The organism is Micromonospora sp. NPDC049048, from assembly GCF_043197615.1.
Classification (GTDB): domain Bacteria; phylum Actinomycetota; class Actinomycetes; order Mycobacteriales; family Micromonosporaceae; genus Micromonospora.
The window spans coordinates 283,600-297,303 of the sequence record NZ_JBICTM010000010.1 but is presented as its reverse complement, the minus strand read 5'-3'; the positions used below and the strand labels follow the sequence as shown (position 1 = coordinate 297,303).

At 73.8% G+C, this 13,704-nt stretch carries 13 protein-coding genes; 7 read left to right on the top strand and 6 right to left on the bottom strand.

Features of this window, described 5'->3' with window-relative positions; all coding sequences use genetic code 11:
- Positions 1–12: 12 nt before the first annotated feature.
- Together ACGFIG_RS28180 and ACGFIG_RS28175 are read right to left on the bottom strand one after the other, a co-directional pair.
- Entirely contained in the window at positions 13–1,470 is a 1,458-nt protein-coding gene (locus ACGFIG_RS28180; protein WP_393007930.1) for an SDR family NAD(P)-dependent oxidoreductase, read from the bottom strand.
- 330 nt (positions 1,471–1,800) lie between these two features.
- Positions 1,801–2,049, bottom strand: coding sequence for a hypothetical protein (locus ACGFIG_RS28175; RefSeq protein WP_393007928.1), 249 nt, complete (start codon positions 2,047–2,049; stop codon positions 1,801–1,803).
- A gap of 172 nt (positions 2,050–2,221) precedes the next feature.
- Between ACGFIG_RS28175 and ACGFIG_RS28170 the strand changes: the two genes are divergently transcribed.
- From ACGFIG_RS28170 to ACGFIG_RS28155, 4 genes are all read left to right on the top strand, one after another.
- The gene (locus ACGFIG_RS28170; RefSeq protein WP_393007926.1) at positions 2,222–2,599 is read left to right on the top strand and encodes a DMT family transporter; all 378 of its coding nucleotides are present in this window, start codon (positions 2,222–2,224) and stop codon (positions 2,597–2,599) included.
- Complete coding sequence (locus ACGFIG_RS28165; RefSeq protein ID WP_393007924.1) at positions 2,596–2,925, top strand: DMT family transporter; 330 nt, start codon at positions 2,596–2,598, stop codon at positions 2,923–2,925. The genes ACGFIG_RS28170 and ACGFIG_RS28165 overlap by 4 nt, the downstream gene beginning before the upstream one ends.
- Before the next feature lie 176 nt (positions 2,926–3,101).
- A complete protein-coding gene (locus tag ACGFIG_RS28160) occupies positions 3,102–4,202 on the top strand; it encodes a calcium:proton antiporter (RefSeq protein WP_393007922.1) in 1,101 nt (366 codons plus the stop codon).
- A gap of 112 nt (positions 4,203–4,314) precedes the next feature.
- Positions 4,315–5,097, top strand: coding sequence for a neutral zinc metallopeptidase (locus ACGFIG_RS28155; protein WP_393007974.1), 783 nt, complete (start codon positions 4,315–4,317; stop codon positions 5,095–5,097).
- Between the two features lie 34 nt (positions 5,098–5,131).
- On the opposite strand, the gene ACGFIG_RS28150 is transcribed toward ACGFIG_RS28155, so the two are convergent.
- The gene (locus ACGFIG_RS28150) at positions 5,132–5,680 is read right to left on the bottom strand and encodes a hypothetical protein (RefSeq protein ID WP_393007920.1); all 549 of its coding nucleotides are present in this window, start codon (positions 5,678–5,680) and stop codon (positions 5,132–5,134) included.
- A 185-nt stretch (positions 5,681–5,865) separates the two neighbouring features.
- On the opposite strand from ACGFIG_RS28150, the gene ACGFIG_RS28145 reads away from it, so the two are divergent.
- Positions 5,866–6,519, top strand: a complete 654-nt coding sequence (locus ACGFIG_RS28145; RefSeq protein ID WP_393007918.1) for an HAD family hydrolase — start codon at positions 5,866–5,868, stop codon at positions 6,517–6,519.
- 48 nt (positions 6,520–6,567) lie between these two features.
- Here the strand turns inward: ACGFIG_RS28145 and ACGFIG_RS28140 are convergent, their stop codons facing one another.
- From ACGFIG_RS28140 to ACGFIG_RS28130, 3 genes are all read right to left on the bottom strand, one after another.
- Positions 6,568–9,117 (bottom strand): ABC transporter permease, encoded by a 2,550-nt coding sequence (locus tag ACGFIG_RS28140; protein ID WP_393007916.1) that lies wholly within the window; start codon positions 9,115–9,117, stop codon positions 6,568–6,570.
- Entirely contained in the window at positions 9,117–9,884 is a 768-nt protein-coding gene (locus ACGFIG_RS28135; protein WP_393007914.1) for an ABC transporter ATP-binding protein, read from the bottom strand. Before ACGFIG_RS28135 ends, ACGFIG_RS28140 begins: the two co-directional genes overlap by 1 nt.
- 552 nt (positions 9,885–10,436) lie before the next feature.
- Positions 10,437–11,348 carry a RecB family exonuclease gene (locus ACGFIG_RS28130; protein WP_393007912.1) on the bottom strand — a complete coding sequence of 304 codons (912 nt, stop codon included), beginning with the start codon at positions 11,346–11,348 and terminating at the stop codon, positions 10,437–10,439.
- Positions 11,349–11,540: 192 nt separating this feature from the next.
- Between ACGFIG_RS28130 and ACGFIG_RS28125 the strand changes: the two genes are divergently transcribed.
- Both ACGFIG_RS28125 and ACGFIG_RS28120 read left to right on the top strand, forming a co-directional pair.
- The gene (locus tag ACGFIG_RS28125; RefSeq protein ID WP_393007972.1) at positions 11,541–12,632 is read left to right on the top strand and encodes a M50 family metallopeptidase; all 1,092 of its coding nucleotides are present in this window, start codon (positions 11,541–11,543) and stop codon (positions 12,630–12,632) included.
- A complete protein-coding gene (locus ACGFIG_RS28120; RefSeq protein WP_393007910.1) occupies positions 12,629–13,639 on the top strand; it encodes a tRNA (adenine-N1)-methyltransferase in 1,011 nt (336 codons plus the stop codon). Before ACGFIG_RS28125 ends, ACGFIG_RS28120 begins: the two co-directional genes overlap by 4 nt.
- Positions 13,640–13,704: the final 65 nt, after the last annotated feature.

Here is a 13,704-nt window from a genome sequence, read left to right as displayed (position 1 = left end):
TGAACGCGCCGGTCACCAGGCGCAGGGCGCGTAGTCCTTCAGGAAACAGCCGTACAGGTCCTCGCCCTGCTCACCACGGACGATCGGGTCGTACACCCGGGCCGCGCCGTCGACCAGGTCCAGCGGGGCGTGGAAGCCCGCGTCCGCCAGCCGCATCTTCGTCGGGTGGGGGCGCTCGTCGGTGATCCAACCGGTGTCGACGCTGGTCATCAGGATGCCGTCGGTCAGCATCTCCTGGGCGCTGGTACGCGTCAGCATGTTCAGCGCGGCCTTGGCCATGTTGGTGTGCGGGTGCCCCGGCCCCTTGTAGCCGCGACCGAACTGGCCCTCCATCGCCGACACGTTCACCACGTACTTGCGGCGGGCCGGCGCCGCGGCCATCGCCGGTCGCAGCCGGCTGACCAGGACGAACGGCGCCGTCACATTGCACAGCTGCACTTCCAGCAGCTCCACCGGGTCGACCTCGTGCACCCGCTGCACCCAGCTGTTGACCGGGTCGAGGTCCGGCACCAGACCGCCGGCGTCGATGGCGGTGGCCGCCGCGATCCGCTCCGGCGAGGCGGATCCGCTGGTCAGCGCGAGCGCGGTGAGTGCGTGCGGGGTGAGCGGGGTCGACTGCGGCGAGGCGGTCAGGCTGGCCGCCGGGTCGCCGCCGGCCGGCTTGGCGAACGTGACGATCTCCGGCAGGGGGCCGTCCGGCAGCGCCGCCGCCTCGGCGGCGACGAGCTGCGCGTACGCCCCGGGGCTGCGCCGCACGGTCTGCGCCGCGTTGTTGATCAGGATGTCGAGGGGCCCCTGGGCGCTGACCGAGTCGGCGAGCGCGATCACCTGGGCGGGGTCGCGCAGGTCGATCCCGACGACCCGCAGGCGGTGCAGCCAGTCCGCGCTGTCGGGCATCGCCGCGAACCGGCGTACCGCGTCGTGCGGGAAACGCGTGGTCACCGTGGTGTGCGCGCCGTCGCGCAGCAGCCGCAGCGCGATGTACATGCCGATCTTCGCCCGGCCGCCGGTGAGCAGCGCCCGCCGCCCGGTCAGGTCGGTACGGGCGTCGCGGCGCTCCCGGTTGAGCGCGGCGCAGGGCGGGCAGAGCTGGTGGTAGAAGGCGTCCACCTCCCGGTAGCGCTGCTTGCAGACGTAGCAGCCGCGCGGGTTGTGCAGGAAGCCGGCCGTGAAGCCCTCGGTGGGGGAGGCGAGCGGGATCCCCTGGGTCTCGTCGTCGATGCGGCCCGGGGCGCCGGTGGCGGTGGCCGCCGTCACCGCACGGTCGGCCGCCGCGATGGCGTCGCGCCGCTCCTCGCGCCGCCGCTGTTTGATCACCTTGTAGAGCCTCGCCGTGGCCCGCTGCACGCGCACCACGTCGGGGTGATCGGAAGGCAGGTCCTCCAGCGCCTCGAAGACGCGGAGACAGATCTCCAGCTGGCCCTGGTCGATGCCGTCGTGCCTGGTTTCCGTGATGTTGTCCGCCGCCATGCCGTCGCTGTCTCGTCCCGTTTCCGTGCCGGATCCTCCCGGCCCACGCCAGGTCCGACCCGAAACTGTACGCACCGCGCGGGCGCCGGCGCATCCCGCGCCCGTCGACGAGGGCGGGGCGCGTCCCGAAACGGCACGCCCGGCCCGGGAAGAGCGCGTGCGCGCCGTGCCTGTCCGGCCGGGTACGGATCAGCGGTGGTCGTTCCCGTTCAGCGACGGCAGCCGGCGCGGGTGTCGTGGCCGGTGGCGGTGCGCGGGCCGGGCGGGCGCCGCCTGGTCACGTCGGGCCGGCGCCGTGCCTGCCCGCGCGCCCGGCGGCGCAGCCCGTCCTCACCGCGCCGCGGCCGCCGGTGACGCCGTCTGCTCGGCCCGGCCGGGCGCACCGCCGGGGGCCGGCATCCCGCCCGTGCCCGGGGCGGCGAAGGCGCCGTTGCGCAGGGCGGGAAGGTCACCGCTCGCCGCGTCCCGCCCGGCGCCGCGCCGCCGCGCCCGTACGACGGCCGCCGCCGCCAGTGCCGCTGCCAGGGAGATCGCTGCCGCCTGCAACAGCGGCACCCTCCTGCTCCGTCGACGCCTCATGCCGCACCACCCTCTCAGTTCCGAGCCGACCTTTGTCCCCATCGTGGAGACAGGAACCGCGCGCCGGGCGACGTTTCGGCGCATTCGACACGGTCGGGGCAACCACCGCCCCCCGAGACCGTGACACGCTCGGCGCACCCACCGGAGACCTGATCGCGGAAGGCGATGACCCGTGAAGCAGTGGCTGTACCTTGCCGGCGCCATCGGCCTGGAGGTGAGCGGAACCCTGGCGTTGCGCGCGGCCAACGACCATGCCGCGTGGATCGCGCTGGTCGTCGTCGGCTACACCCTCTCGTTCGTCTTCATCTCGCTGGTCCTGCGTGCGGGCATGCCGATCGGCGTGGCCTACGGCATCTGGGCCGCCAGCGGCGTCGTCCTCACCGCGTTGCTGGCCGCGCTGCTGTTCGGCGACGCGCTCACGTGGGTGATGGGCCTCGGCTTCGCCGTCATCGTCGCCGGCGTCCTGCTCGTCGAACTCGGCTCCCACCGGGCCGAACCGGCCCCCGCCGTCCCGCACGACGTGCGCCACGAGCCGGAGGGGGCCCGATGAGCTGGGTCTTCCTCGCCGCCGCGATCGCGTTCGAGGTCACGGCCACCATGGCGCTGCGCGCCTCCGAGGGTCTGCGCCGGAAGGCGTGGGCACCCGTCGTCGTCGGCGGCTACGTGACCTGCTTCGTCTTCCTCAGCCTGGCCCTGCGCAACGGGATGGCCGTCGGCGTCGCCTACGGCGTGTGGGCCGCGGCCGGCATCGCGCTGACCGCGATCGTCGCGCGGCTCGCCTTCGACGACCCCCTCACCAAGGTCATGATGCTCGGCATCGGCCTCATCGCCGGCGGCGTCCTCCTCGTCGAACTCGGCGCCCAGTCGGCGCGCTGAACCCGCGCCGGTCTGACTTCGCCGGGGCCGGCGTCGCCCCCGGCGCGGCTGTCGGCGCCGGCCGCGGCCCGGAAGTCCGGCCGGCGCGCAGGCGCACGCCCGTGGCGGCGCCCCGGCCCGTACCCGGTCCCGCCCGTCTACACTCGGTAGATCGTCCGTTCTGGGATGGTTGGGGCATGACCGCGCTGTTCCGCTCACGTCTGACCGACTGGACCGTTCTCGTCCCGCTGCTGGCGGTCCTGGTGCTGGTCATGACGTGGGACCGCGACCTGTCCGGCGCCGTCGTCGTGGTGGTGGCACTGCTGCTGGCGGGCGCGGTGCTGGCCGCCGTGCACCACGCCGAGGTGGTGGCCCACAAGGTGGGGGAGCCGTACGGCTCGCTCGTGCTCGCCGTGGCGGTCACCGTCATCGAGGTCGCCCTGATCGTCACGCTCATGATCAGCGGCGGGGAGAAGACGCAGTCCCTCGCTCGCGACACCGTCTTCGCCGCCGCCATGATCACCTGCAACGGCATTCTCGGGCTGTCGTTGCTGCTCGGGGCGCTGCGCCGCCGCGTGGCGGTGTTCAACTCCGAGGGCACCGGCGGGGCGCTGGCCACCGTGACCACCCTCGCCGCACTGAGCCTCGTGGTGCCGACCTTCACCACCAGCCGGCCGGGCCCGCAGTTCACCCCGGCACAGCTCGCCTTCGCCGCCGTGGTCTCGCTGGCGCTCTACGGCCTGTTCGTCATGGTGCAGACCGGCCGCCACCGCGACTACTTCCTGCCCGTCAACAGCCACGGGCGGGCGCTCGACACGCAGGAGCACGCCGAACCGCCGTCGAACCGGGCCGCCCTGCTCAGCCTCGGCCTGCTGCTGGTGGCGCTGGTCGCCGTGGTCGGCGACGCCAAGTCGGTGTCCCCGGCGATCGAGTCCGCTGTCGCCGTGGCCAACCTGCCCCCGTCGTTCGTCGGGGTGGTCATCGCGCTGCTGGTGCTGCTGCCCGAGACGATCGCCGCCGCCCGGGCCGCCCTCCGGGACCGGGTGCAGATCAGCCTGAACCTGGCCCTGGGCTCGGCGATGGCCAGCATCGGGCTGACCATCCCGGCGATCACGGTCGCCTCGATCTGGCTGGAGGGCCCGCTGCTGCTCGGCCTCGGCGGCACCCAGGTGACCCTGCTCGCGCTCACCGTCGTCACCGGCGTGCTGACCGTGGTGCCGGGGCGGGCCACCGTGCTCCAGGGTGGCGTGCACCTGGTGCTGCTCGCCGCCTTCGTCTTCCTCGCCGCCAGCCCCTGACCGGTCACCGCGTCGACGCCGTACCCACCGGACGCTGACCGCCGGCGGGCCGCGCCGCCGGGGCCCGGGCGCCGACGGTCGTGCCGGGCATGACCGATCCGGCGTCGGGGTACTGGACGGCAACGCCGACGCCGGGGAGGGCACTGTGACGACGCGCGTGGGACACCGGTCGAGAAGCCCGCTGGCCGGCCTGCTGGTGGCCCTCGTCGTGGCGGCCGGGTGCGTGGTCGGCGGGACGTCCGGACCCGAGGGACGCGAGCCCGCCCCGCAGCGCTCCGACGCCCCGTCCTCGCCCGACGCCGCGCAGACCCGGGCCGACGGCACCACCAGCGTCGAGGAGTTCCAGCAGGACGTCACCGACGCGCAGGCCATCGCCGAGCGGTACTGGGCCGCCCAGTTCCAGGCCTCGGGACAGCGGTTCCAGCCGATCCGGCGGATCATCCCGTACCAGCGCGCCGGCGAGGTGTCCTGCGGCGGGCAGGCGCTGCCGCGCAACAACGCCGTCTACTGCTCGGCCGGCGACTTCATCGCCTACGACGTGAACTGGTCGGTGCGCGCGTTCCGCCAGGTCGGCGACGCTTTCGTGTTCTACCTGCTCGGCCACGAGTACGCGCACGGCATCCAGGCCCGCCTCGGCATCCGCTACTCCTACACCATCGAGCAGGAACTGCAGGCCGACTGCATGGCCGGTGCGTACCTCGGCGACTCGGTGCGGTCGAAGGCACTCCGGCTCGACGACGGCGACCTGGAGGAGTTCCGCGAGGGGCTGCTCGCCGTGGGTGACGACCCCGGCCAGCCGTGGTTCGCCGAAGGCTCGCACGGCACCGCCGAGCAGCGTACGGAGTCGTTCTTCCGTGGCTACGAACGGTCCCTGGGCGCCTGCGGCCTGCGCTGACCGTAGGCCCAGGCGCCGACCGTCGGGCCCGGAGCTAGTCCCACCACTGCCTGACCAGCACCGACGCGCCGCCGCCGTTGTCGCCGAGGTTCGGGTCGTTGAACGAGAAGATCAGCTGTGGGGCCAGGCCGGCGTGGAAGTAGAGCATGCAGCCGCTGTCCGTGCCGACCGGGAACCAGCGGCCCGGCCCGTACGACAGGCCGCTGTCCAGCACCAGCATGGTCCCCGCGGTGACCTTGGCGATCAGCGCGTAGCGGGGGGCGCCCGGCGCCGGCCAGTCGCTGCCGGCGGGCGGCAGCTCCCCGGCGACCGACTTCTGCGTGCCCCAGTGGTCGATCCGGATCCGGCCGTGGGCGCTCACCTGGAACACGTCCCGGTCGAGGATGCCCTCCGGGTCCGGCCACACGGTGTGCCTGTTGCCCGGCGCGGACCACGACTGGGCGTCGGCGTACTGGGGAGTCTCCTGGTCGTAGCACCGCTCCAGCGGCAGGCTCGCCGCGGCGGCCGGGGCCGCCGGCCAGAGCGCGACGGTCGCGGCGAGCAGGACCACGGTGGACCGGGCGAGCAGGGATCGGGCGCGCATGGCGACCTCCGGGTGGCGGGCCGCCGGGTCGGCGGCCGGGCGGTTCCCCAGTCTCGCCGCCGCCCGCAACCCGTCGGCCAGGTCACCCCGGCGGCACCTGCACCCCCGCGGCGGTGTCGCGGCTGAGAGGATCTCGGGGTACGCCACCTGAGGAGGATCTCCTGAGCAGCCACCATCCCGCCGCCGTGCTCTTCGACATGGACGGCACCCTGGTCGACAGTGAGAAGCTGTGGGACGTCGCGCTGCACGAGCTGGCGGCGGAGTACGGCGGCATCCTCTCCGCTACCGCCCGCCGGGCGATGGTCGGCATCAGCATGGCCGCGTCGATGCGCATCCTGCACGACGACCTGGGCCAGCCGGGGCGCGACCCCCGGGCCAGCGCGGCGTGGATCGACGCCCGGATCCTGGAGCTGTTCCGCACCGGGCTGCGCTGGCGCCCCGGCGCGCTGAACCTGCTACGCGCGGTCCGCACGGCGGGCATCCCGACCGCGCTGGTGACCTCCAGCGGCCGGCCACTGGTGGAGGTGGCGCTGGACACCCTCGGACGCGACAGCTTCGACGCGATCGTCTGCGGCGACGAGGTCGAGGCGGCCAAGCCGCACCCGGAGCCCTACCTGACCGCCGCCCGGCTGCTCGGCGTGCCGATCGCCCGCTGTGTGGCGATCGAGGACTCGCCGACGGGGGTGGCCAGCGCGCTCGCCGCCGGCGCGGCGGTGCTGGCCGTACCGGCGGAGGTGCCCATCGGGCCACTCGACGGCGTACACCAGCTGGAGAGCCTGACCGGCGCGGACCTGGAACTGCTGGCGGCCCTGCTCGGCGCCCCGCCACCGGACGCCTGAGGCGACGAGGGGCCCGCCGACCGGCGGGCCCCTCGTCGTGCGGCGGGATCAGTCGTGGGCGATGGCGCCGAGCACGTTGATCCGGGCGGCCCGCACCGCCGGCAGCGCCGCCGCGACCACCCCGATGATCGCGGCGAGGCCGAGGAAGATCCCCATCTGGGTCCAGGGCAGCACCAGGTCGGTGATGCCCTCGTCCCGCAGCGCCTCGACCACGGCCGCACCGAGACCGGCGCCGACGACGACACCGAGCAGCGCGCCGAACACCGAGATCACCACCGCCTCCACGGTGATCATCCGCATGGTCTGCGCCCGGCGCAGACCGATGGCCCGCAGCAGCCCCAGCTCCCGGGTGCGCTCCAGCACCGACAGCGCGAGGGTGTTGACGATGCCGAGTACGGCGATCACGATGGCCAGCGCCAGCAGGATCTGGATCATCCTGAGCAGCCCGTCCAGCTGACCGGTCTGCTGCTCGATGAACGTCCCCAGGTCGGCCACCGACACCTCGGGGGAGTCGGCCAGCAGCGCCTCGATCTGCGGCTGCACGTCGGCCACCGGCGTGCCCGGCGCCAGCTGGATGAAGCCCTGGATCGGCTGCGGGATGGTGAAGCCGCGCGCCGCCTCCGCCGGCAGCACCACCGGGTTGGTCAGCTGGGAGCTGGCGTAGATGCCGGTCACGGTGTAGGTCCGCGCCTCGCCCCGGGACGTCTGCACCGGCACCTTGGAACCCACGGAGAGGCCACGGGCCGTCGCGGTGTCCGAGCTGACCAGCATCCCGTCCGGCGCCAGCCGGTCGATGTCGCCTGCGGTGCGCTCGGCCCCGAAGATCTGCCGCAGCGCGGCGACGTCACTGCTCGCCGCCACCCACGTGCGCTGGCCACCGACCATCGCCAGGTCGCCGTACTCGCCGTCGACCATGCGTACCCCGGGGATCGCGGCGGCCTTCTCCAGCACCGCCGGGTCGAAGCTCGGCGGCCGGGGGCCGCTCTGCGCCCCGGCGATCACCAGCTCCGCCTTCACGCTGTCCTGGGCGAGGCCGCTGATGCTGCTCTTCGCCGAGTCCAGGATCACCGTCACCCCGGTGACCAGGGCGATGCCGACCATCAGCGCGGCGGCCGTGATGGCGGTGCGGCGCGGGTTGCGCCCGGAGTTGAGCCGGCCCAGCTTGCCCGGCACCGACCAGGCGAAGACCGCACCGAGCAGACCCACCACCGGCCGGCTGATCAGCGGCGTCAGCAGGGCCACGCCGATGAAGGCGAACAGCACCCCGCCGAGGATGGTGGCCAGGGTGTTGCCCCCGGCGTTGCCGGTGAGCCCCAGCGCCAGCAGCCCGCCGCCCACGGCGGTGACGATCGAACCGGCCACGGTGACCCTGGTCAGCGGGCGGTCGGGCGTCGCCACGTCCTGCATCGCCGCGATCGGCGGGATCCGCGAGGCCCGCAGCGCCGGCAGCAGCGCCGCCACCACCGTGATCACGAGGCCGACGGAGAACGCGCCGACCACGGCGGACAGCGGCACGCCGATCCCGGCCAGGGTCAGCCCGCCGGCGAACGTGCTGAACAGGTACGCCAGCAGCGCGCCGATGCCGACGCCCGCACCGAGACCCAGCACCGAGGCGACCAACCCCACCGCGACGGCCTCCAGCACCACCGAGCCGATGATCTGCCGGCCGCTGGCCCCCACGGCGCGCATCAGCGCCAGTTCCCGGGTGCGCTGCGCCACGATGATCGAGAAGGTGTTGAGGATCAGGAAGGTGCCCACCAGCAGCGCCACCGCCGCGAAGCCGAGCAGGATCCGGTTGAAGAAGGACAGGCCCTCCTTCAGGCTGGCCGCCGCCTCCTCCGACAGCTGCGTACCGGTCTTGACCTCGAAGCCGCTGCCCACGGCGGCGGCCACCGCATCGCGCAGCGCCTCGTCCGACACCCCGTCGGCGGCGGTGACCGAGATGTTGCTGAAGGTGTCCGGCGCGCCGAGCATCAGCCGCTGCGCGACCGGCGTCGTGAACATGATCTCGTTGGCGCCACCGATGGAGTCCCGCCCACCGCTGTAGCCGAACACGCCGACGATGGTGAACTCCTCCTTCGGCTGAAGGGTCAGCACGCCGACCCGGTCGCCGACCTTCACCTTGCCGGCCGCCGCGAGCGCCCTGTTGATGACGATCTCGTCGTCGGCCTGCGGGGCCCGCCCCTCGCGCAACTGGACCAGGTCGCTCTCGCCGGTCCAGTTCTCGCCCAGCTGGGGCGGCCCGAACGAGGCGACCGCCTTGCCGTTGGCGCCGATCAGCCGCGCCCCGTCGACGCCGACCACACCGGTGGCCTCGGCCACGCCGGGCACCGTCCGGACCTTGTCGAGGACGGTCGCCGGCACCGGCGTGGCCACCTGCATGCCCTCCGCCTCGCCGACGTCGATCTTCGGCGTGCCGGCGACGTTGACGTCCACCCCCTCGTACGCGTCGGCGAAGATCGCGTCGAACGAGCGGCCGAGGGTGTCGGTGAGCACGAACGCGCCGGAGACGAACATGACACCCAGCACCACGGCCAGGCCGGAGAGGATCAGCCGGACCTTGCGCGCGAGCAGGCTCTTGAGGGTCGCGCGGAACATCAGCGCCCCGCCTCGGCCGGAGTGTCCAGCTTCTTCATGGTGTCCAGCACCGTGTCGGCGGTCGGCTCGATCAGCTCGGAGACGATCTCCCCGTCGGCGAGGAAGACCACCCGGTCGGCGTACGCGGCGGCGGTCGGGTCGTGGGTGACCATCACGATGGTCTGCCCGTGCTCGCGTACCGAGTCGCGCAGGAAGTTCAGCACCTCCGCACCGGCGCGCGAGTCCAGGTTGCCGGTCGGCTCGTCGGCGAAGATCACCTCGGGCCGGGCGACCAGCGCGCGGGCGCAGGCAACCCGCTGCTGCTGGCCCCCGGAGAGCTGCGCCGGGCGGTGGTCCAGCCGGTCGCGCAGCCCGACCGTGGCGATCACCGTGTCGTACCAGTCCGGATCCGGCTTGCGCCCGGCGATCGACAGCGGCAGCAGGATGTTCTCCTTGGCCGTCAGCGTCGGCAGCAGGTTGAACTGCTGGAAGATGAAGCCGACCTTGTCGCGGCGCAGCTTCGTCAGGCCCGAGTCGCCGAGGCCGGTGACGTCCGTGTCGCCGATCGAGACCGTGCCGCGGGTCACCGAGTCCAGGCCCGCGAGGCAGTGCATCAACGTCGACTTGCCCGAGCCCGACGGCCCCATGATCGCCGTGAACCGGCCCCGCTCGAACTCGGCGCTGACCCCCCGCAGCGCGACGACCTGCGCCTCGCCGCTGCCGTACACCTTCCACACGTCGTTTGCCCGGGCCGCGGCCTGCGCCTGCCGGCCTACCGTCGCGGTCACGTCATCTACCTCTTCCGTCTGTCTTCGTCCGCACCGCCCCCGCTGGTCGGCGCGGCAGAACCATCATCTGTGCCTGCCGGCCACGATCCGTCCGACTCCGGTCGGAGCCATGGCGGATTTCGCGCTGCGGGTGCCCCCCAATGCCGGCTCAGGGTTGCCCCTGAGGAGGCGTCGGCCGGGAGCATGCCCGTCGGCCCGGACCGATCCTGCACAGTGACGCCGCGTCAGGGTCAACCACGCGACGACCCCTCTGGTCACGGTAGGTGACGGCGACAACGCGCCGCCGTGCCACGCGCATCCCCGCGTACGCCGGCGGCGACGAGGCGCTATGCCTCTGGGCGGAGCGGTCCCGACTCGTACGCCAGCGCCACGGCCCGCACCCGGTCGCGCAGCCCGGCCTCGTCAGCACGCGCCCGAGGCGGGCCCTGACGATGGCCTCGCTGGCCCACGGCGCCCGGGCGGTCCCGGCGTCGGACGCCCCGGGCCACTCGCGCGAGCACGTCCGGTTCCCGCTCGGTCAGCGCGCTGACCGCCCAGGTGCCGGCCATCCGGTCACTCGTCGGCGCCCGGGGGAGTCGGGCGGGACCGGGCGTCATACAGCGGATCCGGCGCCGCCAGAGTCGGAAACGGCGGCGGCGTGCCCCCGAAGGTCGGGCAGAGCGCCTGGTGGCTGCACCAGTCGCAGAGCCGGCTCGGCCGGGGGCGGAAGTCCTGCCGGGCGGTCGCCTGCTCGATCGCCCGCCACAGGGCCACCACGGTGCGCTCGAAGCGCAGCAACTCGTCGGCGTCCGGCGCGTAGTCGCAGACCTCCGCGTCCTTGAGGTAGAGCAGCCGCAGCACCCGGGGCACCACGCCCCGGGTGCGCCAGAGCACCAGCGCGTAGAACTTCAGCTGGAACAGCGCCCGGGCCTCGAACGCCTCCCGCGGTGCGCCGCCGGTCTTGTAGTCGACCACCCGCAGCGCCCCGTCGGGCGCCACGTCGAGCCGGTCGACGTAGCCCCGGATCAGCAGCTCCTCGTCGACCACCGCCGAGATCAGGCTCTCCCGCTCGGCCGGCTCCAGCCGGCGCGGGTCCTCCACGGCGAAGTAGCCCTCCAACAGCCCGGCGGCGGAACGCAGGAACTCCGCCGCCGCCGCGGCGTCGCCGTCGGCGAACAGCGCCGCCAGCTCCGGCTGCTCGGTGACCAGCCGGTCCCACTGCGGGGCCACCAGATCGCCCGCCGCCGTCGGGGTGCGCCCGGTGGCCGGCAGGTCGAACAGCCGTTCCAGCACCGCGTGCACCAGCGTGCCCCGGGCCTGCTCGACGGTCGGCCGCTCCGGCAGCCGGTCGATGCTGCGGAACCGGTAGAGCAACGGGCAGGTCTTGAAATCCGCCGCCCGCGACGGCGACAGCGAGGCCCGCACCGTCGCCGGGATCCCGGCCGGGGTCGAGGACTGCTGCGTGGTAACCGGTTGCGCCGTCATGCCCGGAAGGTTAGGGCACCGGTGTGACAGCACCCCGCCGCCGCACCGGCGCAAGATCCGCGCGCCGCGCCGGTGTCATGATCCCGTCGCCGCGTCGACGCATGATCTCCGCCGCGTAGCATCGATCCGATGGAGCAGACGAGTCGACCGCGCCGCCGGCCCGACGCGCGGGCCGGCCTCACCGTGGGCCGGGTGTTCGGGGTGCCGCTGCACCTCAACGGCTCGATGGTGCTGCTCACCCTGCTGGTGACCGTGCTGTACGCCGAGTTCGCCCGCCGCCAGCTCGACCTGTCCCAGCTCGCCGGCTACCTGATCGGGTTCGGCTTCGTGGTCTCCCTGCTCGGCTCGGTACTCCTGCACGAGCTCGGCCACGCCCTCACCGCCCGCCGCTACGGCATCGGTGTGCGCGGGATCACCCTGGAACTGCTCGGCGGCTACACCGAGATGGACCGCGACGCCCCGACGCCCCGCATCGACCTGCTGGTGTCGCTCGCCGGCCCGGCCGTCTCCGCCGTGCTCGGTGCGCTCGCGGTGGCCGCCACCCTCGCCCTGCCCGACCGCACCCTGGCCAACCAGCTCGCGTTCCAGCTGGCGGTGAGCAACGTCATCGTCGCGCTGTTCAACATCCTGCCCGGCCTGCCGCTCGACGGCGGCCGGGCGCTGCGGGCGGCGGTCTGGGCGGTGACCCGTGACCGTCACCGCGGCACCGAGGTCGCCGGCTGGGTGGGACGCGCCGTCGCCGTCGGCACCGCCTCGCTGGTCGCCCTGCTCACGTTCACCCGCGACCTGGCGCCGCTGGCGCTGCCGCTGATGCTGCTCGTCGCGTTCACCCTGTGGCGCGGCGCCGGGCAGTCGATCCGGATGGCCCGGATCAGCCGTCGCTTCCCGCTGATCGACCTGTCCCGGCTGGCCCGGCCCGTGTTCGCCGTGCCCACCGGCACCCCGCTGGCCGAGGCGTACCGCCGGCGCGCCGACGGGAACGCCCCCGGCGCCGCCCTCGTCGTCACCGACACCGCCGGACGGCCGGTCGCCCTGGTCGACCCGGCCGCGGCGGAGGCCGTGCCCGCGGAACGCCGCCCGTGGCTGGCCGTCGACACGGTGGCCCGGTCCCTGCCCGACCTGCCCACGATGCCGGTGGGGCTCGACGGGGAACGCGTGATGGAGACCGTGCAGACCCACCCGGGCGCGCAGTACGTAGTTACCTCAGGCGAAGATGTCGTCGGCATTCTGCACATCGCGGATCTGGCTCAGCTCCTCGAACCTCAACGGAAGATGAACACGTGACCGCAACTCCCCCCGCCGCCCCGGCCGAACCGGGCATCGGCGTGCCCGCCGACACCCCGGCGCTGCCCCCCGTCCACCGCGGCCCGTTCCGGCCCGGCGACCGGGTGCAGCTGACCGACCCCAAGGGGCGGATGCACACGGTCACCCTGGAGCCGGGCAAGGCGTTCCACACCCACCGCGGCATCCTGGAGCACGACGCGCTGATCGGCCTGCCGGACGGCAGCGTGGTCACCACCACCGGCGGCGGCACCGCGTTCCTGGCGCTGCGGCCGCTGCTGTCGGACTACGTGCTCTCCATGCCGCGCGGCGCCCAGGTGATCTACCCGAAGGACTCCGCCCAGATCGTCGCCATGGGCGACATCTTCCCCGGCGCCAAGGTCCTGGAGGCCGGCGCCGGCTCCGGCGCGCTGTCCTGCTCGCTGCTGCGCGCGGTCGGCACGGGCGGCGAACTGCACTCGTTCGAGGTCCGCGACGACTTCGCCCAGATCGCCCGGCGCAACGTCGAGGCGTTCTTCAACGGTCCGCACCCCGCGTGGCACCTGCACGTCGGCGACGTCGCCGGCTGCACCGAGACCGGCTTCGACCGGATCATCCTCGACATGCTCACGCCGTGGGAGACCCTCGACATGGTCGAGCGGGCCCTGGTGCCCGGCGGCGTGTTCATCGGTTACGTGGCCACCACCCCGCAGCTGTCCGAGCTGGTCGAGGCGCTGCGCGAGCGCGGCGGCTGGACCGAGCCGCGGGCCTGGGAGTCGCTGGTGCGCGACTGGCACGCCGAGGGCCTGGCCGTGCGACCCGACCACCGCATGATCGCGCACACCGCGTTCCTCGTGTCCGCGCGTAAGCTCGCCCCCGGCGTCACCGCACCGCCACGGCGGCGCAAACCCAGCAAGGGCGCCGAGGCGTACGCCGAACGCCGCCAGGCGCTGCGCGAGGCCGAGGCCGCCAGGCAGGCGGCTGCCGCCGCGGCGGCGCAGTCGGCGGCCGAGGACGCGGAACGGCCGTGACGGCGCAGCGGGGCGGCGAGGAGTGAACGGACGGATCCTGCCCGTCGGCGCGCGCCGGCGGGCCG